Origin of the sequence: Pseudomonas sp. TH15, assembly GCF_016651105.1 — a bacterium.
In the GTDB taxonomy this organism is placed as follows: Bacteria; Pseudomonadota; Gammaproteobacteria; order Pseudomonadales; family Pseudomonadaceae; genus Aquipseudomonas.
Map to the genome: position 1 here is coordinate 2,276,548 of NZ_JAEKEL010000001.1, position 23,590 is coordinate 2,300,137.

Below are 23,590 nucleotides of genomic sequence, written 5' to 3' on the forward strand. Positions count from 1 at the left end.
TGAATCCCGGCACCTTGTCGGTGCCGGGATCAAACACTCTTACCGACTAACCTTCCAGGCATCCCCCGCAGGCGCAGTCCCATGGTCATACGGCTTGGCCAGCCACATGTAGAGCAACCCCAACCCAATCACGATCGCCGTACTCAGCACCATCGCGTAGTTGATGTACCAAGCCGCATCCGGCGTACGCGGCCAGGCCATGTTGATGATCGCGCCGACACCGTAGATCAACGCACCAATGTTCACCGGCAAACCCCACGCGCCGAGGGTGAATTTGCCGCTTGGTTTCCAGCCTTTCATCCGTGCGTACAGCGCTGCCAGGACGATCATCTGGAATGCCAGATAGATGCCGATGGCCGCGAAGCTGACGATGGTCGCTACGGCGTCTTGCAGGAAAAATCCGAGGGCGATGATTACCGCTGGCAGGACGCCGGACACAAACAGCGCCGCAACCGGCACCTGGGTTGTAGGGGAAATCTTCTTCAGCAGTGTGCTGCCGATGACCATTTCATCCCGAGCGTAGGAATACAGCAGACGACTCGCTGCCGCTTGCAGGCTGATGACGCAGGAGATGAAGGAAATCATCACCACGCCCATCACTACTTTCGAGCCGACTGGGCCGAAGGCGTTGTTGAGGATGGTGGTGACCGGGTCTTTGTCGGTGCCGTTGATCACCGCTTGCATGTCCGGCACGGCGAGGATCAGCGCCAGGCAAGCGAACATCGCCGAGATGCCGCCGATGTAGATGGTCATGCGCATGGCAATCGGGATTTGCTTGCTCGGGTTCGGGGTTTCTTCGGCCACATCGCCGCAGGCCTCGAAGCCGTAGTACAGGAACATCCCGGCCAGCGAGGCGGTGAGGAAGGCCGGCAGGTATGAGCCGTCGATGCGGATGTCGAAGGTGTTGAATAACACGCTGATCGGTTGATGACGCTCGAAGACCAGCAGGTAGACGCCGACGATGACCGCGCCGATCAGCTCACAGAGGAAACCGAACATGGCGATCCGCGCCAGCACTTTGGTGCCGCTGAGGTTGACCAGGGTGGCGAACAGCGTCAGGAACAACGCGATGATGATGTTGGTGTTGTTGCTCGGTTCAAAACCCATCATCGCGGCCAGGTACGGACCGGCACCGACCGCCACGGCGGCGATGGTGACGCACAGGGCGATGGAGTAGATCCAGCCGACCATCCACGCCCATTTTTTGCCGACCAAGCGGCGCGCCCACGGGTAGACGCCGCCGGAAATCGGGAATTGCGAAACCACTTCACCGAAGATCAGGCACACCAGCAACTGGCCGCAACCGACCAGCAAATAGGCCCAGAACATCGGCGGCCCGCCTGCGGCCAGGCACAGGCCGAACAGGGTATAAACCCCTACAACCGGCGAGAGGTAAGTGAAGCCCAGGGCGAAGTTTTCCCACAGGCTCATGCTGCGATTGAAATTCGAGGTGTAGCCCAGCTTGCGTAGCTGCTCGGCATCGCTGTCGGCAACGGCTGCGGAGAGATCGGGTGATGCACTCATGGTCTGTTAGCTCCGGAAAATCGGCAGATTTCGGATGTCCGAAACCGTGACGGGGCCTTGGAGGCGCCGCCCGGGTCGGTGGTTATTGTTTTGGCTTGGTTGGGGTGGAACCTGGGTGGTGCTTAGTGCCGGTTTCTTCCCTGAGATTGCGGTGACGCCTTCGCGAGCAAGCCCGCTCCCACAGGGGAATGCGGTTGAATGTGGGAGCGGGCTTGCTCGCGAAGCTTTTAAGCTTTTAATGCTTGAACATCACATGCCGCACGGTGGTGTAGTCCTCAAGCCCGTACATGGACATGTCCTTCCCGTAGCCGGACAATTTCTGACCGCCATGGGGCATTTCGCTGACCAGCATGAAGTGCGTGTTCACCCAGGTGCAGCCGTATTGCAAGCGTGCAGCGAGGCGATGGGCGCGACCGACATCGGCGGTCCAGACTGACGATGCGAGGCCGTAGTCCGAATCGTTGGCCCAGCCCAGCACCTGCGCTTCATCGGTGAATTTGGTCACTGACACCACCGGCCCGAACACTTCACGACGGACGATTTCATCGTCCTGCTGCGCATCGGCTAATACGGTCGGTTCAAAGAAGAAACCATTGCCTTCCACAGCCTTGCCGCCCGTGACCAAACGGATGTGCGACTGCGCCACGGCACGCTCGACAAACCCGGCCACGCGGTCGCGATGTTGCGCGGTGATCAGCGGCCCCAACTCGGTCGCCGGGTCATCCTGCAAACCGTACTTGATGGTGCTGACCGCCGCGCCAAGCTTCTCGACGAATTTTTCGTAGATGCCGGCCTGGGCGTAGATACGGCATGCGGCGGTGCAGTCTTGCCCTGCGTTGTAGAAGCCGAAGGTACGAATACCTTCCACCGCGGCGTCGATATCAGCGTCGTCAAAGATGATCACCGGGGCCTTGCCGCCCAGTTCCATGTGCATGCGTTTAACGCTGTCGGCGGTGCTGGAAATGATGTTCGCGCCGGTGGCGATGGAGCCGGTCAGCGACACCATGCGCACTTTCGGATGCGTAACCAGCGGACTGCCGACGGTAGGACCACGACCGAACACCAGATTGAGCACGCCCGCCGGGAAGATTTCCGACGCCAGTTGCGCCAGACGCAATGCGGTCAGCGGGGTTTGTTCCGACGGTTTGAGCACCACGGTATTACCGGCGGCCAGGGCCGGGGCGATTTTCCAGGCGACCATCATCAGCGGGTAGTTCCACGGCGCGATAGAGGCGATCACGCCGACCGGATCGCGGCGGATCATCGAGGTGTGACCGGCCAGGTATTCACCGCCGGCCGAACCACTCATGCAGCGGCTGGCGCCAGCGAAGAAACGAAACACGTCGGCAATCGCCGGGATCTCATCGTTCAGCGCGGCACTGTAGGGTTTGCCGCAGTTGTCCGATTCCAGTTTGGCCAGCTCTTCGCCATGGGCTTCGATGGCGTCGGCGAGTTTGAGCAGCAGCAGCGAGCGGTCTTTCGGCGGGGTTTGCGACCAGCCTTCGAAGGCGTTGTCGGCGGCGCGCACGGCGGCGTCGACCTGGGCTTCGGTGGCTTCATTGATTTCGACCAGTACTCGGCCGAGCGCCGGGTTGAACACCTGCTGGGCGGGGCCTTCGCCGTCGATCAGTTGGCCGTTGATCAAGAGTTTGGTTTGCATCTCTATGTCCTCATCGAAACTATATTTTTCCTGCCGAAACCGAATCAATGTGGGAGCGGGCTTGCTCGCGAAGAGGCCATCACATTCAACATTGATGTTGGCTGAAACACCGCTTTCGCGAGCAAGCCCGCTCCCACAGTAAATTCGGTTCCCACAGTGAGTAATTGTTGTCAGTTATTTCCCGCCACTGCCCGCAACACTCTCGCCGCCACGGGTCAGGTAATAGGCGCCGAGGATCGGCAGCATGGTCACCATCATCACCAGCATCGCGACGACGTTGGTCACCGGCACGTCCCGTGGGCGGCTGAGCTGGTTGAGCAACCACAGCGGCAGGGTGCGTTCATGGCCGGCGGTGAAGGTGGTGACGATGATCTCGTCGAACGACAGCGCAAACGCGAGCATGCCGCCGGCCAGCAGCGCCGAACCTAGACTCGGCAGGACGATGTAGCGGAAGGTCTGCCAGCCGTCGGCGCCGAGGTCCATCGAGGCTTCGATCAGGCTGTGCGAGGTGCGGCGCAAACGGGCGATGACGTTGTTGTAGACGATCACCACACAGAAGGTCGCGTGGCCGACGATGATGGTGAACATCCCCGGCTCGATCCCCAGCGTCTTAAACGTCGCCAGCAACGCGATCCCGGTGATGATCCCCGGCAGCGCAATCGGCAGGATCAGCATCAGCGAGATGCCTTGTTTTCCGAAGAATTCGCGGCGGTACAACGCCGCCGACGCGAGGGTGCCGAGGACCATGGCAATCAACGTCGCGATGGCGGCGATTTGCGCCGAGAGCTTGATCGCTTCCAGCACGTCGGGGCGCGAAAACGCCACGCTGAACCAGTGCAGGGTGAAGCCTTTGGGCGGAAAGCTGAACGCAGCTTCTTCGGTATTGAAGGCGTACAGGAAGATGATCAAGATCGGGAAGTGCAGAAACACCAACCCGCCCCACGCGGCGATTTTCAGGCCCAGAGAGGCTTGATCGCCCTGTTTGATTGGCTTAGAGCGCATCGAAGGCCCCCATGCGTTTAACGATGGTCAGGTAAACGGCGATCAACACAATCGGCACCAGCGTGAACGCCGCCGCCATCGGCATGTTGCCGATCGCGCCTTGCTGGGCATACACCATGCTGCCGACGAAGTAGCCCGGCGGGCCCACCAGTTGCGGCACGATGAAGTCGCCGAGGGTCAGGGAAAAGGTGAAAATCGAACCGGCGGCGATGCCCGGAATCGACAGCGGCAAAATCACCTGCATGAACGTTTGGCGCGGTTTGGCGCCGAGGTCAGCGGAGGCTTGCAGCAGTGACGGCGGCAGGCGCTCCAGCGAGGCCTGGATCGGCAGGATCATGAACGGCAGCCAGATGTAGACGAACACCATGAACCGGCCCAGGTGCGAGGTCGACAAAGTGCTGCCGCCAACGCCGGGAATGCCGAGCACGAATTGCAGCACCGGCTCCAGTCCCATGTGTTGAACGAACCACTGCGCCACGCCGCCCTTGGCCAGCAGCAAGGTCCAGGCGTAGGCCTTGACGATGTAACTGGCCCACATCGGCATCATCACCGCGATGTAGAAAAACGCCTTGGTCTTACCGGTGGTGTAGCGCGCCATGTAATAGGCGATCGGGAACGCGACGATGGCGCTGGCAATCGACACGACAATCGCCATGCTCAAGGTGCGCAGGATGATGTCGAAGTTCGACGGCTGGAACAGTGCAGCGAAGTTCGCCAGGGTCAGGTCGGGGGTGACCGCCATGGTGAAGTCATCGAAGGTGTAGAAACCTTGCCACAACAGCACCAGCAGCGAGCCGAGGTAGATCGCGCCGAACCACAGCAGCGGCGGCACCAGCAGCAGCGACAGATAGAAGTTGGGCCGGCGATACAGCAGATTGGAAAACCTGCGCAACGGCGAACCGCTGGCCGACGTTTGAGGGAGAGCCACGCTGTTCATCTCACACCCCGCCCACAACATTGTCGTGCAGCGGGATCATCGCCTCGCGTGCCCAGCGCGCGCTGATGCGTTGCCCGGTCTGGTGCTGGGCGCTGGTGTCCAGCCACTGGACGTTGGCCTGACTGATGTTCAGGGTCTGGCCGTTTTCCAGTTTCACTTCATAGCGGGTGGCGCTGCCTTGGTACTGGATGTCGTGCAGCAAGCCGCTGACTTCAATCTCATGGCTGGCCAGCGGGCCTTCGGCGAAACGCACGTGTTCCGGGCGAATCGAAAACGGCTGCGGATTGCCGCTCAACTGCTTCGCCAGATCGCCGCGAATCACGTTGGAGGTGCCGACGAATTCAGCGACGAATGTGGTGGCCGGTTTCATGTAGAGGTTGCGCGGGGTGTCGACCTGCTCGATGCGACCCTTGTTGAAAACGGCCACGCGGTCGGACATCGACAGCGCTTCGGTCTGGTCGTGGGTGACGAAGATGAAGGTGATGCCGAGCTGGCGTTGCAGCTTCTTCAGCTCGCTTTGCATTTGCTCGCGCAGCTTCAGGTCGAGAGCACCGAGTGGTTCGTCGAGCAGCAACACGCGCGGACGATTGACCAAGGCGCGGGCCAGGGCCACACGCTGGCGTTGACCGCCGGACAGTTGCACCGGTTTGCGCTCGCCGTAGCCACCGAGGGCGACCATGTCGAGGGCTTCTTCGGCGCGCTTCTGGCGTTCGGCTTTACCGACGCCTTTGACTTTCAAACCGTAGGCGACGTTGTCGCGAACGTTCATGTGCGGGAACAGCGCGTAATCCTGGAACACGGTGTTCACGTCACGCTGGTACGGCGGCAGCCCGGCGGCCTCTTCGCCGTGAATACGGATCGAGCCTGCGCTCGGTTGTTCAAAACCGGCGATCAGGCGCAGACAAGTGGTTTTGCCCGAGCCGGAAGGGCCGAGCATGGAAAAGAACTCGCCGTCCTGAATATCGATGGAAACCCGGTCAACGGCCTTCACTTCGCCGAACTGACGGGAAACGTTGGTGAACTGGACTGCAAGCGTCATGGTGCGGTGCTCCGGTAAAGCGGGCTTTCAAAAAAGTCGTGTGTGCGTCGAAAAGATCGCAGCCTGCGGCAGCTCCTACAGTAGGTGTGCAGGGCGCTGAGATTGCTTTTAGCTCCCTCTCCCTCCGGGAGAGGGCGGGGAGTGAGGGTGGCGGTTTCGGCCATTGCTCTGAGATCAAGGGCAAGGTCAAAAGCTACCCCCTCACCCCAGCCCTCTCCCCAGGGGGGCGAGGGGGAAAGGGAGCAGACCGCGTCGTTGTCAAGAGCTACCTGCCGCCCATAATCGCGATGTAATCCTGGGTCCAGCGGCTGTACGGTACGAACTTGCCGCCTTCAGCCTGCGGGGTTGTCCAGAAGGCAATCTTCTCGAACTGGTCGAAACCGTTGGTCTTGCAACCCTCGGCGCCCAACAGTTCGCTGCCCTGGCAAGCCGCCGGCACCGCTGGCAACGAGCCGAACCACGCGGCGACGTCACCCTGGACTTTCGGTTGCAGCGACCAGTCCATCCACTTGTAGGCGCAGTTCGGGTGTTTGGCCTCGGCGTGCAGCATGGTGGTGTCGGCCCAGCCGGTGGCGCCTTCTTTCGGGATGGTCGAAGCGATCGGCTGCTTCTCGTTCATCAGGCCGTTGACCTGATACGGCCAGGCGCTGGACGCGACCACGCCTTCGTTTTTGAAGTCACTCATCTGCACGGTGGTGTCGTGCCAGTAGCGGTGGATCAGCGGCTGCTGGGCGCGCAACAGATCGAGCACGGCTTTGTACTGGGTTTCGGTCAGCTCGTACGGGCTCTGGATGCCCAGTTCCGGCTTGGTGCTTTTCAGGTACAGCGCGGCGTCGGCGATGTAGATCGGGCCGTCATAGGCCTGCACACGACCTTTGTTCGGCTTGCCGTCCGGCAGGTTTTGCGCGTCGAACACTACGTTCCAACTGGTCGGCGCAGTCTTGAACACGTTGGTGTTGTACATCAGCACGTTCGGGCCCCACTGGTATGGAGTGCCATAAGTCTGCTTGTTGACCACGTACCACGGCGCATCTTTGAGGCGCGGGTCGAGGCCTTTCCAGTTCGGGATCAACGCCGTGTTGATCGGTTGCACACGCTTGCCGACGATCAATCGCAGCGACGCATCGCCGGACGCGGTGACCAGGTCGTAACCACCCTTGGCCATCAAGCTGACCATTTCATCGGAGGTGGCGGCGGTCTTGACGTTGACCTTGCAGCCGGTTTCCTTTTCGAAACCGGTCACCCAGTCGTAGGCCTTGTCGCTCTCGCCACGTTCGATGTAGCCGGGCCAGGCGACGATATCCAACTGACCTTCGCCGGCACCGACGGCTTTCAGCGGTTCGGCGGCCTGGATACTGGCACTGGCCAGCAGTGCGGTGGTGATTGCACTGAGCAGTGCGGTCTTGTGCACGAACATGGGGTTTCCCTCTTCTTTAATTATGGTCGGGGCAGTTGTGAACGTGGTGAAGCGTGCCGTTTTCGGCTTGTTGTTAGCGTAGTCAGAGATGCTGGCCGTGGCGGGCCATGATGTGCCGCACCACGCTGTAGTCCTGAAGCGAATCGCTGGATAAGTCTTTGCCGTAGCCCGAACGTTTCAGGCCGCCATGGGGCATTTCGCTGACCAGCATGAAATGGCTGTTGATCCAGGTGCAGCCGTACTGAAGGCGCGCCGCGACCTGCATGGCTTTGTCGAGGTTCTGGGTCCAGACCGAAGAGGCGAGGCCGTATTCCGAGTCGTTAGCCCAGTCCACGGCTTGTGCCAGTTCATCAAAACGGGTCACGGTGACCACCGGCCCGAACACTTCGCGCTGGACGATTTCATCGCTCTGTTTGCAGCCGGCCAGCAGCGTCGGCTGGTAATAGAAGCCGGCGCCGGAATGCACGGCCGCGCCAGTAACGCGTTCAATGTGCGGCTGGCCGAGGGCGCGCTCGACGAAACTGGCCACGCGGTCGCGCTGGCGGGTGCTGATCAGCGGGCCGATTTCATTGTCGGCGTCGCGTTTACCGGCGAAGCGCAGGCTGCTGACGGCTGCGCCAAGTTCGGCTACCAAACGGTCATGAATTCCGGCCTGTGCATAAATCCGGCATGCGGCGGTGCAGTCCTGGCCAGCATTGTAATAGCCGTAGGTGCGCACACCGTCGACCACCGCTTGAATGTCCGCGTCGTTGCAGACGATCACCGGGGCTTTTCCGCCGAGTTCGAGGTGCGTGCGTTTGAGGGTTTTCGCCGCGGCCTGGAGGATTTTTTGCCCGGTGACGATATCGCCGGTCAGCGAGACCATGCGCACTTTCGGGTGGCTGACCAAATGGCTGCCAACGCCTTCACCACCACCGCAGATGATGTTGATCACCCCGCGCGGCAGGATTTCGGCCAGCGCTGGCGCCAGGGCGAGGATCGACAGCGGCGTATGTTCGGAGGGCTTGAATACCAGGGTGTTGCCGGCGGCCAGGGCCGGGGCGATTTTCCACGCGGCCATCATGATCGGGTAGTTCCACGGCGCGATGGACGCGACGACCCCGATAGGATCGCGGCGGACCATGCTGGTGTAACCCGGCAGGTATTCGCCGCTGAGCTGACCGGTCTGGCAGCGCACGGCGCCAGCGAAGAAACGGAACACATCGACTGTGGCGCTCAGGTCGTCCTGACGGGCCAAGTGCAACGGCTTGCCGCAGTTCAGGGATTCGAGGCGGGCGAGCAGGTCGGCGTTTTTTTCGATGGCGTTGGCGATGTCCAGCAACAGATTCGAACGTTGCTGCGGCGTGGTGCGCGACCAACTGGCGAAGGCGCGGTGGGCGGCGAGAATCGCAGCTTCGACTTGCTCGGTGCTGGCTTCGGCGATGTGGGTCAGTACTTCGCCGGTGGCCGGGTTGAGGATCGGTTCGACAAAGCCCTGGCCCGCGACCAATTCGCCATCGATCAACAACGCGGTGAACAACGGGGTCTGCGCGCCAGCCATTTTTCGGGTTCTCTTTTCTTGTGTGGCCATGGTGCTCCCAGCGACTGGGGCACGGCCGTCTTATGTCGATGTCACAAGACTAGTGCGCGGGCCCGAGGTCGACAAATACTAAATACTGAAGGTGACGTTCGATTAAATAGATGGCTTGCGCCCGCCGTGGGGTTGTTCCCGGGCGACGGTCAGGAACGGGTCGACCAGCGCCGGCCGGGCGGTGCCGCGACGCCAGGCCAGGCCGACGTCGAGGGTCTGGCTGAGGTCGGCAATCGGCCGGGCTTCGATGATGTCGCCCTCCAGTGACCAGGGGCGGTAGGTCATGTCGGGCTGGATCGACACGCCCAGTCCCGCCGCCACCAGGCTTCGCACGGCTTCCGTCGACGCAGTTCTCAAGGTGATGCGCGGTTGCAGCGAGGCTGCTGACCACATGCGCTGGGCGTTGCGGTCCATTTCATCGACGTTCAACTGAATCAGAGGTTCGCGGGCCACGTCAGCGAGGTTGATGCTGTCGTGTTCCAGCAACGGATGCTGCGCCGGCAGCCACAAGCGGTGGGGCGAGTGGGTCAGCACTTCGGTCTGCAAGGCGTGGCGGTCTTCGAGATTGGAAAGGATCAGCACGCCGACATCAATCTCGCCGCTGACCAGCAAATGCTCGATGTAAGGGCGCTCATCCTCCATCACCCGAATCTCGACGTTGGGGTAGGCGCGCTGGAATCGGGTGAGCAGATCCGCCAGGTAATAACCGGCAACGAGGCTGGTCACGCCGACGATCAACTGCCCGGCCACTTGGTCGGTGCTTTGCTGAAGGCTGCGCTTGGCGTTGTCCACCGTCGCCAGAATCAAGTGCGCCTGGCGCAGGAATTGATGGCCCTGGTGGGTCAGGGTCATGCCCTTGGCGTGGCGGTTGAACAGGCTGACGCCGATTTCCTGCTCCAGTTGCTGGATCGCCAGAGTCAGGGTGGACTGGGAAATAAACGCGGTTTGCGCGGCGGCGGAGATCGAACCGGTCTCGGCCACAGCGATGAAATGACGGATCTGACGCAAAGTCATCATGGGAACAGTACCCGGTGGGCGGTTTTTATAGATTTGTTCGAGTGTATATCTTTTTAATCGATGGCCCAGCCTGACGCCTCGGCGAGTCGCAAGGGCCGAGCAACATCTGGAAGCACTCTCGCGGGCAGGCACCGGGCACTTTCGATCTAGGCTGAGGGCCTGAATCATCCGGTTATCCCGAATTCGTGGAGGCAGCAAATGAACACCCGTGGATTGCTCGATCAGCTACTCAAATCCGGCCAGGACCTGTTGAAGGACAAGGCCGGCGGTCATCAGAACAAGTCATCCGGCGGTGGATTGGGTGGTTTGCTTGGCGGCAGCGGTGGCTCGGGCGGCCTCGGCAGCTTGCTCTCGGGGGCGGGGGGCGGTGCTTTGGCGGCCGGTGCAATGGGCCTGTTGCTCGGTAGCAAGAAGGGGCGCAGTGTCGGCGGCAAGGTCCTGACCTATGGCGGTCTCGCGGCGTTGGGCGTGATTGCCTACAAGGCTTTTGGCAACTGGCAAGCCCAGCAGGGCACGGCACCGAAGGCTGAGCCGCAAACCATCGACCGCTTGCCGGCGGCGCAGGTTGAACAACACAGCCAGGCGATTCTCAAGGCGCTGGTAGCCGCGGCCAAAGCCGATGGCCACGTCGATGAGCGTGAGCGCGCATTGATCGAAGGTGAATTCACCAAGCTCGATAACGACCAGGAACTGCAGCACTGGCTGCACACCGAACTCAACAAGCCCCTCGACCCAAGCGACGTCGCCCGCGCCGCCAGCACTCCGGAAATGGCCGCCGAGATGTATATCGCCAGTGTGATGCTGGTGGATGAGGAGAGCTTCATGGAAAAGTCCTACCTCGATGAACTGGCACGGCAGTTGAAGCTGGAGCCGGGGTTGAAGGCTGAGCTGGAGAAACAGGTGCGCCAGTTGGGCTGAAGCCTACCTCTACCTCTTCAGGGCCGATGCACATCATCAAAATCATCGGCCTTGGGGGTGGCAAATATACCTTTCGCTTCTTGGGATCGGTAATACGCCTCAATTGTTAAAGATGGGTCAATACGTGCTTTAACAATGCATGGTTTTTGTTGCCATGGATATTCTTCGAGCTGCTTGCTCAGCGCTTTGGAGCCCGTTGCCAGCCAGGCTTTTTCCGATTGATCTCGCCATAGTCTTGGGTTACGTCCGGTTTTGGCATCGTGGGTCACAGTGACGAGATCAAGATGACGACTTTGCTCAAGTACAGGAAGGTCAGGTAGCGGTTGCGTGACATCCATGTAACGTTGCAGGCAATCCCAGAAAGCCAGTGCATTTGGCTGGTCGAGACCCAAGGCATGTACCTTGGTGGCTAGGCATACCTTGTTGTCGGTATAGCGGTGGTGCAGCCACAGGGCGTAGTCGTGGGAACCGTAACCGCTAGGTAGAATCTGCAGCACAGGATCGAACTCTTCGAAGGGGGCAACAAAGAGTTTACGGAAACGACGCTTGAAACGGAGCATTCCGTCGAGGCGATTGAACTCGCTTCCGTCGTGGGTGCTTATTCTACCGTACAGCCATAGCAGGCTATCAGTCCCGATAGTTGCTACGAAATAAAGAAATGTGTCTAGCCAGAGGCAAACTTGCATGCTGCCAGTTCCAAAAAGTGAACCATATCTCCATAAAACGATACCGGCGAAAATCACGAAACCGCCGATTTGGATCTGATGCACCAGTTTTTTGCCGCTCATGAATAGCGCAAGTGAAATATACATGGCAGCCACGATAGCTATGCATCCAATTAACATATAAAACGCATTAACATCGCTTCTCCCTGTGTCGGGGACGAACTCAATGACTATTCCGAGTCCCCAAACAGCTGATACGAAACAGATACAAATTAATTTAAGTATAAATAGTAGGTGTGGAATCTTAGTGGTGCTTTGAAATTGCCAGCGCTTCGCGTTGCAGTATATATTTTCGGTGTTTCCCGCCTCCCGCTGTCGGCTATGTGCAGACTGCTCTTTATCCTCTAATTGGGCAGTAACTTCCATTTCTGGCTCTAGGTATGCGTAGTGACCAAAAGCAAGATGAGTATCAAAGGTGCCTGAACGATTGAGGTCTTGTGCCGATTTGGGTGGTGGCAACGCTTCTTGGTTGGTGCTGTAATACGCGCTTACAGCATATGGGATATCCAATTTAAATGTCACACGGGGAGCTCAGTGGTTTCAATTTGCCAATAGGGGGTGTTTCATTTACTGGCAGATTGTCTGGCGGTAGTCGACGGTTTGACGGTGAAAATTCTGACCATTTTTTAGGGTTGGGCTGGGCTGGAGTAAAATCAAGTGCTCGCCTTGCTGATCTGAGCTTAGTTGAAAATTAGCACTAATTTTTAAACCTTGAGTTGCGCGTACATTGTAACGATCTAGGGGGCTTAGCTGAATTATGGGTAGGCTTGCGGGGACGATGTAAAGCACGCTAGTCGAGTCCAACGAAAGCGCTGCTACCTTAGGCGCTGCCAGGATCATCAGAGTGCTCCAATAAACGGAATGCCCTGCGTCATCTGCCATGAGAATACTTGAGATTTTCCTCCGCCGAAATCCTGATATGTCTCGTTGAGTTCACTCACGTAAGGGCTGTGTGGCAATGCCTCTGTCGGAAGAGGTAGCGGTGCCAGGTACGTCGTATTGCCAGAGGGGAACTGTTCGACATCTCCTGCGTTGTGCAATTTTATTGCTGTCATATCGATCGGTTCGATTTCAAATTTTAGACATGCGAAGTCAATTCCAGAGCCGCCTCACGAACGCCCGGACTTTCGCTCATGACCTCCGGCAGCATTTTTTTCGCGCTGATAAACCTCTGCAAAAATCTCTGTGATCGCGCGCAATGGCGTGCGCTGTTTCTGTTCTTTGACGTATTTGCTCAGACGAATCAGTTCCTCGCTTGGCTTCGCCCATTGCTCCTCGGGGATCGATTCTGACCATGCTTGCATGGCCTCAGGCAGTTTTTTGCGGCCGACCTTGGCGATGCGCCGCACTTCCCATTCGACGAGGCGGTTGGGCAAAGTCCAGAACGTCATGATGTGGTAGAGGTACCAGAAAAAGGCATACACCCAGCCAACCTCTTTTTCAGCAATCCTGCGGTGCAGGCGCCTGCGGGCGTTGCGGAAGGTGTGCATGCCTTCATGAGCAGGATCGTCAGAGCCTTGTAAATCCATTGGGTCTTGAATGCTTTTGAGGTCGTGAACTTCGTATTCCATGTAGGCGCGGACGGCTTCCCAATGGGCAATGGCCAGCGGCATCCCACCGCACATGAACTCGATGCTGACCAGTTGCCCTTTATGGTGAATCCCCATGCCCATACCGTACTGACGCCGGACGCCGTACTGTGAGGCGCCTTGAGCCTGAACCACCCAGGCAGAGAGTGATTCCCAGGGGGCGAAGATTGGAGCCTCTGCGCCTGTGGGCATGAAGCAGACTTCTCGGCGTTGGCGATTGAAACGGGTGGGGATGACTTCTGTGAATTTGTTGTGTTGGTAGATCCACACCGCTAACCCAACAGTAAGTCCACCTATGAACATACAGATGGCTGGTTTTCGGGCCGTGATAAAAAGGTCTTTACTAAACTCCATTACCTCAGTCAGCGCAAAACCACTTGAGGCAGCAATTAGTCCAACAATTAAAGGGATGCCTAAAATCATCAAGAACGCAGCAGTAAAAGGGCCGCCCAGCGTCATCTGCCATGAAAATACTTGAGGTTTTCCTCCGCCGAAGTCCAGATATGTCTCGTTGAGCTCGCTCACGTAAGGGCTGTGTGGCAATGCCTCTGTTGGAAGAGGTAGCGGTGCCAGGTACGTCGTATTGCCAGAGGGGAACTGTTCGACATCTCCTGCGTTGTGCAATTTTATTGCTGTCATATCGATCGGTTCAAGCTCAAGATTTTTAGACATGCGAAGCCAATTCCAACATCAGGGGCTCTACTTGAAGCAGAGGCGCGTGAGGGGGCGGTGGAACTATCAATAGAAGGAAAAGCGCCACTGCTCCTTGGATCGACACGAATATAGTGCGTTCTCTGCTGAGCTATACCATTCGAACCTGTGCTTTGAATCGCTACAACCAGCATCAATTCCTCTTGAGATTTGCCGACAATTCGCTCCTCGGTCTCAGGGTAACCGACGCAGAGAACAATCTGCTGGTCTTCAATACGGCGGAGTCTCGCATCGACGGGCTCACTAAGAATTTCCCAGCGCTCGATGGTCTGTCTGGCATCGACGAGGATCGTGTTGATACGGTACGCACCGATTTTTAACTGGTGACTGGGCTGACCTCCCAACGGGGCTATTGAATGCAGCTGTATCAAGTCCGGGCAACAATAAATGTATGTCGCCGATCTTGGCTCTTAGCAGCAGGTTTTTCCACCAGGAGTCGTATTCCACACGACCGACCTGCACGGAAGGCGCCTGTACTATCGCTATCAAGGAGCTTTGGTAACCAGCAAGACTCAACGACTTGCGTTTGCTAGCGTCTTCTCCCCAAGGAGTACTTTGAAGCCATTGATCATGCGGCGTAGTGTTGTAGTAGTTGTAAACATAGTTCCCGCCCAACTCCAGCGCGGTAAACACAGCACCTGCCAGGTTTGCACGGAAAAATACACTTGATAAACGGACACCTGATGCAGCCCATGCAGCTGTTCGGACAGCCCCTTGCTCGGCCGCCAGCACGGTATAGTTTGAGTAAAGCGTGCTGCCGAGCCCATAGATATTACTTGCCAATAATCCACCTGAACCGGCCATCGACATGATCGCTCCAGCCTGAGCACCTTCATTTCCGCTTCTAACAGCTTGCTCCCAACTGCTTTGATAACCTACGAGACTTGCACCGGCAGCATATGCTCCGAATAGGTATGTCATTGATCCCAAGCCGACATGCAACTTACCCATCTGGACTTGAAGATGTGCAATCGCATGACTCTGCAATCCTTTCGCCAAAAGTGCGCTGCGAGCAGTCAGTGCCCAGCAGCTTTTCTGCATGTCCAGGCTTTTGCCCATTGGTAATCCCACGCTGATAAGTATCTGGTTTTCAGAGTTTTCGAAGTTTTATACCAGAACTTCCAAGGCTGCATGACGCGTAAGGCCGCTATTAGGGCCGACCATTTCAAATTGATAGGAGGTCGCTGCTATTCCTTCCCAAGGGGTATGGTACAAGTCATCTTCGTGCTGGAAATAAACTTCTTGGGTGCGGCGATTGAATAATATTGGCAGTGGAAGAGGGCGAAGTGTTTCCCACATAAAGGGAGTAGAAACAGTAGTAGTGCAACCACTCCCGTTTCTAGAGCACTCTGCATGTCGCCGTTTAAAGCATTGAATATAGTCAAAAAGATAAATAGCAGGCCACCGACGCCCGCAAGGACTCCAGTGATCATTCCTCGGTAGGTCCCGTCCCCTGCGGCTATCGCCATGTAGTTTTCTTTTTGATCTTCAATGCTGAGTAAACTCATCGGAAGTTGTCCGGTGGGCTCGTCGGCGTGGAGAATGCTGTATAGGTGGCTTTCGCTAAATTTAGAGTTTAATAGGGTTTTTATATCGTTAATATTCACTGTCTAATCTTCGTCTATCTCAGTTGGGGCGGCAAATATAGCTCCAGCCACATACAAAGGATAACGGTTGCTGTTAATGCTGATAACATCAGTCGGGATATTTCACATGCATTGCCATAAGATTTGGGCGGTTGAATGTGTCGATGGTATCTATTCGGGTACGCATTTGTTTGACTTTGATATTGAATGTGTCGTTTTCCATGTCAATCCAGTAACGTGCGTTTCGACCATTTTTCAAATCGTGGGAGGCTGTAACGGGATCCAAGTGGCGATAGGGTTCGTGTGCGGGAATCTCGGGCAATGGACGGCTAATATCCATAAAGTTTTGTAAAAAATCCCACAGTGCGCAGGGTTGCTGTGTAGTATTGTCTGGAGCTATTAAGTCATTAAAATTAATGCCGATGTCACGATAACGATGCGCTAGTGATAATCCATTCATTGGCGTGCCTTGGCGATCTGGGCTTGTAATAATGTAAGCATCGAATTCATAGAAAGGAGCTTCTGCCTCTTCTATTTTGCCTTGGGTTTTAAAGTTTTTGTAATTGAAGATTTTCAACTTGCCGGTACGTCGGTTTAGCTCCCAGAGAGGGCCAGCGGGAGGGCGGAACCAAAATGCTGGAAAGTTGTTAATGACTATATGACCAATCGCCCAGGACGCCAGCGGTACGCCAATAGCCCAAGAATAAAAGCTTAAAATCAACCCGCTGGTAAATTCCCATGCGGTTTCTTCGGATGAAGACATTACCGTAAAGTGGGTTAATATCAGGATTGGTATTAAGATAATGGTTAGCCATTTTCCTCCTCCTCTTAAGAACAGCCAGAATTGAGATCGGAAAGGTAATTGAGCATGACGTATAACTTCGTGATCATGTTTGATGTGAAGATCAAAATGTTCTAAAGGGCGAGGAACATAGGTGCCATTCGCTTTTTTTCATTCTTTTTTCTCTCATGATCCTTCCAGAAGCGCATCGTTTCAGGAGTGGGATCCTCCAATATTCTTATAGGTACGACTTCTTGAGTGTTGCCCCATGGTAATCGGCAGCCGATAGTTTTATGTAAAAAACTACGGCGTGACGCATCTGCTTGATTGGGGATTTGACGTGAATCGTATGCATTTTGCGCGTAATAAAACTGTTGTTTGATGCTATACATTACGTGGCCTTATGAGTCTGTTCATCGGCCCAGAAAGGCCGGTTAGTCTTGTTGAAATCCGCATTGGCAAATTCAGGGCCATATCGTGTAGAGTCTTTAACGCTTGGTGCTGGGAAATAACGTATTTCTGTCGCACTCTTAAGAGTGAATTGTGCACGAACTGCCCATTCAAAACCAGAATATCTATTAGGCACAGACCTACTTTGAGGGGTGTCTAGATAGAGTTCCAAAGTGTCTGCATAAATTCGCTGTGCTTTAAAAGGTGCTGGCGCATTGGATAATGTCTTTGTTGTGGATATTGGCGCACCTCTAAAATAATTTATTTCAATCTGTCGCATACGGCAATCGGCGTAGATACCGATACTGCCTAAACTTCCCAATAGCCCTGGCAGCCTGCTGGTCAGGCGAATGACTGTGTTGGAACTACGAACTTCATACGGCAACTCTGCGTTGACGTCGAACTTTGCGTTGGGCTCAAAAAAACTATTTGCTGTGTCGACGGAGATATTTATTCCCGCAAGTAGGCCTACTAGCCTATAGAAGGCTTCCTGCGGGTCCTGAAGATGTCCGGCAGCGTTATTGCCTGAACCAAAAGGGCCATTGGATAGCCAGTCAGCTAAGGGTGTGTTGCTGAGCCAAAGTACTAATCCAGCTCCAGCACCGATTAACAGAAGTGCCAACCAGCCTAGAGGCGTCAGTCCGAGGACAGGTGTAGCCGTCATTAATCCAGCGGCAACACCCGCCATGGCACCTCCTGCCATGAGCAGATATCCGTACATTGCATCGTCGTTCCATTGCCATGCATACCAGGCATCGTAAAGGCTCAGCCCTGCAAACAAAGTTCCGGAAAAGGATTGAACCAGCAAACGTGCGGTAACTATTTTCGTGATTCGCCCAGCGGCCAATTTGCCGAAAAATCTTTCAGCATCTTTGCTTGAAATTTCAAAAAGTGTTTTTCGCGCAGCAGCCAAGGCCGAGTTTGTTCCTCCGAGTTTTATCGTTAAGGCTTCGAGCGCTATGACGAGATCAACGTACGCGCCGGCAACGCCACTCATAGCCCTGACACGTCCCTTTTCTCGTATATTTTGCTCGATACCTTGCAACTCCGCATTCACATTCCAAATCTCAATCATCAACACTCCAACGGAAAAGGGGCGTGAATTCAGTATTCGGAAGGCGGCAGCGTTACTACGAGCACCGTGTTGTTCAACTGCATTTGCCAGCGCGGTATTGGCTTGCATTACTCGGCTGTTGGCTGCACTTGTCGACGCCGCCGATTGCTGGGCTGCCGTCAACTGCTTGTTCATATTGCTGACCAGTTGCGCAGTGCTGTGATTACGCGGAATTGCAAGTACAAGATGGTCCGCCGTTTCGACACCGGTACCCGGCATGCGAGTCCTATCAGTACTACCTAGCAATTTGCCGCGGTTATCCAAAAACTCTCCATAGAACGCCTTGGGAACTGACTGGCGTGATGGCAGATCTTCGAGGCCAAAAAGGTAATAATTCTGCGTCACCTGACCTCTGCGCATGAAATAGGCTGGGCCAAAAGTATTTGGCAACATACTACGCAGTTGCTCCACACCTTGGGCGTGCAGTTTTACATTAATCGGACGAGCGCGGGCCGCCAACTGGGCGCGCGTCCGCTCAAGACGATCGTCAAGCCGGGTTTGCTCCGCACGACTTGTACTTGCTGCTGCGCGCGCTTGACGGAATTCTGTTCGTGGTGGTTCGGTTGCAGCAAATGCGGCATCTACGGCACCTTGCAAGGTGTCATAAATACTCATTAATGCGCCGTTGATGTTCTTGCCGCTGGTGATCAAGAAACTGTTGAGACTTGCTCCCGCCAACAGGTTGGCCACGATACTGGCGTCCAGCGTCGTTTGCTGGGTAGGAGAAGGTGCCGCTTTGTTTTCAAGTTTTGCCAATTCGCAGGGGCGGAAAAGGCCATCACCTTTGTTCTTCAAAGTCTCGGTCGGAACTTCATAAGGCTTGCATGCTCGCTCCAAATCACTCTCTGGCCACAGCATAAGGTGCAGCGGCGTTTTCGTAGTGGCTTGAGTAGAGAGCCACTTCTGACCCGGAGTAGCTTTTGGACTGTAAAAAGTGAAACCGCTTACCGCATCGACGACATCACCGCTTGGGGCTAAGGGGTCAAGTCGCGAAGGCGGTGTGGCAATCGCGGCAATGGTCTGACTGATGACGAAGAGGGCTGATACATAATCAAAGCCGTCCGTACTCAAGTGATCGGCAAGCGTTTGTTGCGTAATGTCTTGCTGCAGACTTTCGGTCAGTAAATTCTGAGCACTGTTCATGTGCTGCCAGACCATCGCTCGTTCCAGTACCGCAGTGCATCGATTGATGCTTTGTTTTCCCTTTGCGCTGATTTTTTCCAAGCTTGCATGCAATGGATTGGGGCTGCCTTGCAAAGCACGCGGGACAACCAATTGTTGGATGACCAAGGCACTGGCATGGTTTGCTTGCATTGCTGCATGACGAGCGCAAACTTGCAAAAGGTTGTGATGGGTCTCGAGACGATTCTTCAGATGGTGCAGTCGATAACGTGGATCCTCCAGGACAACACCGCAAATTTGCCGTTGTCGTGCGTTGGCGAGGACATCCGTGGCGCTGTCGTGGGCTTGCCAGGGATCGGAGGACTCTTGTTTGTTGTCAGGTGAAACTGTTGCGGGCATTGACGCTGCCAGCGCATCAGCGACGGCACTCAACTCAAGCAGTTCGGTATGACGTACAGGATCGTTGTCTTCCGAAGTGCCTTTGGCGCAGGCCTGGAGAAAGGCTTTGGCTTTCTGGCTGGCTGTTACTGGAAATTGCCCGGAGAGGTCGCACAGATAACGGCCCGGATGATCGAGCAACCATTCAAAACCGGGTTCACGCGCTCGTTGAGGTGCCGCCACTCTGACAGGAAAACATCCGATTTCCATATTGCGCTTGACGACGGTGGCTTGAGTCGCCGCCGTAGTATTGGTGTAGTTGTACACGTCAAAATTCGAGAACGCTTCCAGCATGGCGTTTCCATCAGGCTTGCCGGTATACAGATCCTTGAATCCCTTGTTTGAACACGTCAGGTCCTGAAAGCGTTTGCAGCGCAGACCGCGCAGCTGGTTGTCCTCTTCCAAGCGTTGCAGGCGTATCGCTGGCAGTTGAATTTCAGAAAAACAAATCTGGAGGCCACCTACTCGTTGATTGTTCCAGCGTGCGGGAATCCAGATATCTTCCAGCGGAGATCCCGTGACTTTGCGCTCTCCGGTTTTGAATGCGTTGCCCTTGCGGTAGTGAGCAATATCTACGTCATGATAGGTTGTCTTCCCTTCTGTAATTCGAACTTCCAGTTCACGCCACAATTTTTCCTGGTAGAAGATGTAGATGAATCCAGCGCGGGCTAGTACAGGCGTGCCGTAATCGTTAGCACTTTTCGATCCTGGAAGCGAAACAAAAGGGAGAACCGGTACGAGCTGATTCCACTGCGCATCTGCTTCACGTGGAGTCGAGCGAACATCAGCTAGTAGAGGCAAACGGATGGGTTTGCCCTCCGTCGAAGCTATTTCCAGCCAGAGTTTTCGCCTGTTTTGCCCTGTGCAATCCCATACGTGCAGGGCGCTACTGCAGATTTCTTTTTCCAGTAGTTCCATTTGTGCTTTCTGCACTTTGTCAGCCGCGTCACACAGTACAACTTTCTGACTTTCAGAATGGTCTTTGCCAATCACTTGCACGATTACTTTTGCAGCTTCGCAAGCCGGGCCAGAGCTCAAGCTCCCAACGATTTTACTCATGTCAGGGACTCCTTGTCCTTGGAACTGGATTTGAAGAAATGCCTCAAAAGTTCGAGGCGCTCCTCGCTACAGCTTGCCGCGGGAGTTTTCGCTGGTTCGACAAATGGGTGTTGGGCACGCAGGGACAGATATTCGTTCAGCTCATGAGCCTCTACAAAACCATCCTTCATGCCTTCGTCCAGAAAGCGGCCGGCATCAGCCAAGGAGACACCGCTCTGACGTTGCCACCACTGATAAACGAAATGTTCCTTTTGCTGCTGTTGCAGCGCTTGTTCGTGAAGCAAATCAAGATGAAGCGTTTTTGGTTCGTTCGATTCTTTCCAATCTCCGGCTTGCGCCCTCTGCGCATTGAACCAGCTAAGGTTTCCTTCTGCTAGATCGAACCACGTGCCGCCATACCAGCTCAACCGCGAGATCGGGCCCATCCAGGTACGTGAGGTTGTTTCGTCCTCGACAGTAAAAAAGTAGCTAGCAGTCGTAGGGTTTGAATAACGAAGTACACCTCTGCGTTCGGTGTCGAAAAGAACGAACAATATTCGTCGGAGGTGCCCCAGCAGATGCTTATTTTTTGCTTGGCTTTCAATTATCAATCCGGGCCAAGCGGAGGGCTTCTCACGCATTAGATCAATAACCGTGGTGCTGGCTGGCGGCTCCAGCCAGATAGGACTCTGTTCAGAGTACGCTTGCAGCTCGGTTGATTCGAACAACAGCGTTGGATTAGGGTCAGGCAAATGTTGATAGAGTTTCTCCAACAAATTGTCCGTGCGCTCCAGCAATACCGAAACTGTCATTCTTGCGCTCCTGTCATTAGGGCTTTTCTGCAAGGGCAGTCAGTCAACGGACACTCCATTGGCGTCCCACCTTTGGGTTTTTGGCACAGTTCAACAATGGGGACATTTTCAGCGAGGCGTTGCTGCAGCAGCATGCCTGGCTTATCCGCATCGGCCTGTTTCAACGCCCCCGGCATCAACGGCGCCGCGCCAGTGCCATTCCCGGGACTGCCGCCGGAGTTCATGTTGATCACCGGCCCGCTCAGGGTGACGCCGCTGCCGTCGATCTTGATGAAGCTGCCGCCGCCCTTGAGGGTCAGTTCAGCGCCAGCTTCCAGCACCACTTTCATGCCGCTGCTCAGGTGGATTTCCTGACCCGCTTCAATGAATTGCCCGGTACCCACCTTGATGTGTTGGTTAACGCCCACGGTGAGGTGGTCGTTGGCGCGGGTTTCGACTTTGCGGTCGGCGTAGACGGTGTGGTGTTCTTCGGCCTTGAATTCGCTGTAGCTGTTTTGCTCGACAGTGTCGTGGCGTTCGTTGCCGACGCGGATTTTCTGGTCGTGCTCGACGTTTTCGTCCCAGTCGCGCTGGGCGTGCAGGAAGATCTGTTCCTGCCCCTTTTTATCCTCGATGCGCAGTTCGTTGTAGCCGCCACCACCGGGGGAGCTCAGGGTTTTGAAAGTGCTGCGGGTTTTGTTCGCCGGCAGGTCGTAGGGGACGACGTTTTCCTTGTGGTACAGGCAGCCGCTGATCAGCGGCTGGTCGGGGTCGCCTTCCAAAAACGAAACCAGCACTTCCATGCCGATCCGCGGGATGGCGATGCCGCCGTAGTGGGCGCCGGCCCAGGCGGAGGAGACGCGCAGCCAGCAACTGGTCTTGTCGTCGGCCTGGCCTTCGCGGTCCCAGTGAAATTGCACTTTGACGCGGCCGTACTGGTCGCAGTGGATCTCTTCACCTTTGGGCCCGGTGACGACGGCGCTTTGGCTGCCGAGGATCCGTGGTTTTGGGTGGTTCAGCGGCGGGCGGTTCGGCACGTCCCACGGGGTCGCCTGGAAACGATTGCGATAGCCTTGATGGAAGTCGTCCTTCAACGCCGTGGTATTGCTGGTGACCGACTCTTCCAGCACTTGCGGCTGTTTGCCTTCGTGGAGGATTTCGGTCAGCAGCCACAGGTCGTTCCATTTGGCTTTCGGGTGCTCGGTCAGGGCCAGGAAGTGGCCGCTGACCAGGATCGGCTGATCGCTTCTGCCTTCGGCGAGCTGGAAGTCGCTGCGGTGACGTTCGAGGGCGCGTTTGGCCAGGTGCTTGCCGCGCTCGCGGTCGATGAAGCGACCGGGGTAGTCGTAGTCTTCGAGGTCGGGCAGGGCGTCGCCACGGTTTTCCGCTTCGAGGGTCAGGCGCGGTTTTTCGAAGTCGTAGTCGCGGCGGGTGGTGCGGCTGGTGCGGGTTTCCAGGCGCAGGTCGAAGCGCTTGATCACCGGGTTAGTCGCGACCATGCCGGAGTCTTGCTGGTAGGCCACTGGCGCGAGTTTCGGGAACACCGTCTGGTCATCGCCGAACACCAGTTTGTGGGCCGTGGCGCTGTGCTGGAAGTGGTAGTGAATACCTTCTTCCTCGCACAGGCGCTGGATGAACTGCAGGTCCGATTCATCGTATTGAACGCAGTAGATGCGCTCGGGATAAATCGCCCCGACTTTGAATTCGTAGGCGTTGCTTTGAATGCCGTGCTCTTCGAGGACCATGCCGACGATTTTCGGTACGGTGAGGTTCTGGAAGATGCGTTGGTTGATGCGGTGCGCCAGGTAGGACAGTTGCGGACGCAGGGTCACCGCGTAGCGGGTCAGGCGTTTGCCGGAATCACCCTGGGCGGCGCGATAGATCTGGCCATGAATGCCGCTGCCGTCAGGCGAGAGCTGCAAAAAGGCCGGTTTGTGCAGCAGCGTTTCGAGGTCCAGGGACGGCTGTTCACTGACCAGATCCACCTCAAACACAAAAGGCTGGCTGATGGCTTCCCGACCTTGCAGGGCAAGAACCTGGAGATCGTTATCCAGACCTTCGATAGTCAGGGCAAAGTGAGTCTGATTGGCCGGCGCGAACATCCCTTGTTCCTTGTGCAGTGCTTACTGCGTTCGTCGACACCCGAAAACCAGGTCAACGG

At 56.1% G+C, this 23,590-nt stretch carries 17 protein-coding genes and 1 pseudogene; 1 reads left to right on the forward strand and 17 read right to left on the reverse strand.

Annotated elements, in window-relative coordinates; genetic code table 11:
* Positions 1-39 precede the first annotated feature (39 nt).
* From JFT87_RS10195 to JFT87_RS10230, 8 genes are all read right to left on the reverse strand, one after another.
* A complete protein-coding gene (locus JFT87_RS10195) occupies positions 40-1,524 on the reverse strand; it encodes an APC family permease (RefSeq protein ID WP_201200939.1) in 1,485 nt (494 codons plus the stop codon).
* A 235-nt stretch (positions 1,525-1,759) separates the two neighbouring features.
* Complete coding sequence (locus JFT87_RS10200) at positions 1,760-3,184, reverse strand: gamma-aminobutyraldehyde dehydrogenase (RefSeq protein ID WP_201200940.1); 1,425 nt, start codon at positions 3,182-3,184, stop codon at positions 1,760-1,762.
* Positions 3,185-3,358: 174 nt separating this feature from the next.
* On the reverse strand, positions 3,359-4,186 hold the full coding sequence (locus JFT87_RS10205) for an ABC transporter permease (RefSeq protein WP_108574865.1): 828 nt from the start codon (positions 4,184-4,186) through the stop codon (positions 3,359-3,361).
* On the reverse strand, positions 4,176-5,123 hold the full coding sequence (locus JFT87_RS10210; protein ID WP_201200941.1) for an ABC transporter permease: 948 nt from the start codon (positions 5,121-5,123) through the stop codon (positions 4,176-4,178). Before JFT87_RS10210 ends, JFT87_RS10205 begins: the two co-directional genes overlap by 11 nt.
* 1 nt (position 5,124) lies before the next feature.
* Positions 5,125-6,162 carry an ABC transporter ATP-binding protein gene (locus JFT87_RS10215; protein ID WP_201200942.1) on the reverse strand — a complete coding sequence of 346 codons (1,038 nt, stop codon included), beginning with the start codon at positions 6,160-6,162 and terminating at the stop codon, positions 5,125-5,127.
* Between the two features lie 265 nt (positions 6,163-6,427).
* Positions 6,428-7,579: a putative ABC transporter substrate-binding protein YdcS gene (ydcS, locus tag JFT87_RS10220; protein WP_201200944.1), complete on the reverse strand. Its 1,152-nt coding sequence runs from the start codon at positions 7,577-7,579 to the stop codon at positions 6,428-6,430.
* Positions 7,580-7,661: 82 nt separating this feature from the next.
* Entirely contained in the window at positions 7,662-9,119 is a 1,458-nt protein-coding gene (locus tag JFT87_RS10225; RefSeq protein WP_201205146.1) for a gamma-aminobutyraldehyde dehydrogenase, read from the reverse strand.
* A gap of 132 nt (positions 9,120-9,251) precedes the next feature.
* The gene (locus tag JFT87_RS10230) at positions 9,252-10,166 is read right to left on the reverse strand and encodes a LysR family transcriptional regulator (protein WP_201200946.1); all 915 of its coding nucleotides are present in this window, start codon (positions 10,164-10,166) and stop codon (positions 9,252-9,254) included.
* A gap of 198 nt (positions 10,167-10,364) precedes the next feature.
* On the opposite strand from JFT87_RS10230, the gene JFT87_RS10235 reads away from it, so the two are divergent.
* Positions 10,365-11,084, forward strand: a complete 720-nt coding sequence (locus JFT87_RS10235) for a tellurite resistance TerB family protein (protein ID WP_201200948.1) — start codon at positions 10,365-10,367, stop codon at positions 11,082-11,084.
* Between the two features lie 17 nt (positions 11,085-11,101).
* On the opposite strand, the gene JFT87_RS10240 is transcribed toward JFT87_RS10235, so the two are convergent.
* From JFT87_RS10240 to tssI, 9 genes and pseudogenes are all read right to left on the reverse strand, one after another.
* Positions 11,102-11,770 carry a hypothetical protein gene (locus JFT87_RS10240; RefSeq protein ID WP_201205148.1) on the reverse strand — a complete coding sequence of 223 codons (669 nt, stop codon included), beginning with the start codon at positions 11,768-11,770 and terminating at the stop codon, positions 11,102-11,104.
* A 1,148-nt stretch (positions 11,771-12,918) separates the two neighbouring features.
* Positions 12,919-14,070 carry a hypothetical protein gene (locus tag JFT87_RS10245; protein WP_201200951.1) on the reverse strand — a complete coding sequence of 384 codons (1,152 nt, stop codon included), beginning with the start codon at positions 14,068-14,070 and terminating at the stop codon, positions 12,919-12,921.
* 282 nt (positions 14,071-14,352) lie between these two features.
* Positions 14,353-15,168 (reverse strand): hypothetical protein, encoded by an 816-nt coding sequence (locus tag JFT87_RS10250; protein WP_201200953.1) that lies wholly within the window; start codon positions 15,166-15,168, stop codon positions 14,353-14,355.
* 128 nt (positions 15,169-15,296) lie between these two features.
* Positions 15,297-15,716, reverse strand: a complete 420-nt coding sequence (locus JFT87_RS10255) for a hypothetical protein (RefSeq protein WP_201200955.1) — start codon at positions 15,714-15,716, stop codon at positions 15,297-15,299.
* A gap of 88 nt (positions 15,717-15,804) precedes the next feature.
* Entirely contained in the window at positions 15,805-16,458 is a 654-nt protein-coding gene (locus JFT87_RS10260) for a hypothetical protein (RefSeq protein WP_242487245.1), read from the reverse strand.
* Between the two features lie 152 nt (positions 16,459-16,610).
* Complete coding sequence (locus JFT87_RS28360) at positions 16,611-16,868, reverse strand: hypothetical protein (protein WP_242487246.1); 258 nt, start codon at positions 16,866-16,868, stop codon at positions 16,611-16,613.
* Positions 16,868-20,659, reverse strand: coding sequence for a hypothetical protein (locus tag JFT87_RS10265; protein WP_201200957.1), 3,792 nt, complete (start codon positions 20,657-20,659; stop codon positions 16,868-16,870). Before JFT87_RS10265 ends, JFT87_RS28360 begins: the two co-directional genes overlap by 1 nt.
* Before the next feature lie 245 nt (positions 20,660-20,904).
* A pseudogene (locus JFT87_RS10270) lies at positions 20,905-21,450 on the reverse strand (DUF4123 domain-containing protein); the annotation flags it as partial.
* A complete protein-coding gene (gene tssI, locus JFT87_RS10275) occupies positions 21,447-23,531 on the reverse strand; it encodes a type VI secretion system Vgr family protein (RefSeq protein WP_201200961.1) in 2,085 nt (694 codons plus the stop codon). The gene tssI and the pseudogene JFT87_RS10270, both read right to left, overlap by 4 nt.
* Positions 23,532-23,590 lie beyond the last annotated feature (59 nt).

Excerpts from the sequence above, each read along its gene's own strand:
- JFT87_RS10195 (WP_201200939.1), bottom strand. The coding sequence starts at position 1,524 with ATGAGTGCATCACCCGATCTCTCCGCAGCCGTTGCCGACAGCGATGCC.
- JFT87_RS10200 (WP_201200940.1), bottom strand. The coding sequence starts at position 3,184 with ATGCAAACCAAACTCTTGATCAACGGCCAACTGATCGACGGCGAAGGC.
- JFT87_RS10205 (WP_108574865.1), bottom strand. The coding sequence starts at position 4,186 with ATGCGCTCTAAGCCAATCAAACAGGGCGATCAAGCCTCTCTGGGCCTG.
- JFT87_RS10210 (WP_201200941.1), bottom strand. The coding sequence starts at position 5,123 with ATGAACAGCGTGGCTCTCCCTCAAACGTCGGCCAGCGGTTCGCCGTTG.
- JFT87_RS10215 (WP_201200942.1), bottom strand. The coding sequence starts at position 6,162 with ATGACGCTTGCAGTCCAGTTCACCAACGTTTCCCGTCAGTTCGGCGAA.
- ydcS (WP_201200944.1), bottom strand. The coding sequence starts at position 7,579 with ATGTTCGTGCACAAGACCGCACTGCTCAGTGCAATCACCACCGCACTG.
- JFT87_RS10225 (WP_201205146.1), bottom strand. The coding sequence starts at position 9,119 with ATGGCTGGCGCGCAGACCCCGTTGTTCACCGCGTTGTTGATCGATGGC.
- JFT87_RS10230 (WP_201200946.1), bottom strand. The coding sequence starts at position 10,166 with ATGATGACTTTGCGTCAGATCCGTCATTTCATCGCTGTGGCCGAGACC.
- JFT87_RS10235 (WP_201200948.1), top strand. The coding sequence starts at position 10,365 with ATGAACACCCGTGGATTGCTCGATCAGCTACTCAAATCCGGCCAGGAC.
- JFT87_RS10240 (WP_201205148.1), bottom strand. The coding sequence starts at position 11,770 with ATGCAAGTTTGCCTCTGGCTAGACACATTTCTTTATTTCGTAGCAACT.
- JFT87_RS10245 (WP_201200951.1), bottom strand. The coding sequence starts at position 14,070 with ATGTCTAAAAATCTTGAGCTTGAACCGATCGATATGACAGCAATAAAA.
- JFT87_RS10250 (WP_201200953.1), bottom strand. The coding sequence starts at position 15,168 with ATGGGCAAAAGCCTGGACATGCAGAAAAGCTGCTGGGCACTGACTGCT.
- JFT87_RS10260 (WP_242487245.1), bottom strand. The coding sequence starts at position 16,458 with ATGTCTTCATCCGAAGAAACCGCATGGGAATTTACCAGCGGGTTGATT.
- JFT87_RS28360 (WP_242487246.1), bottom strand. The coding sequence starts at position 16,868 with ATGTATAGCATCAAACAACAGTTTTATTACGCGCAAAATGCATACGAT.
- JFT87_RS10265 (WP_201200957.1), bottom strand. The coding sequence starts at position 20,659 with ATGAGTAAAATCGTTGGGAGCTTGAGCTCTGGCCCGGCTTGCGAAGCT.
- tssI (WP_201200961.1), bottom strand. The coding sequence starts at position 23,531 with ATGTTCGCGCCGGCCAATCAGACTCACTTTGCCCTGACTATCGAAGGT.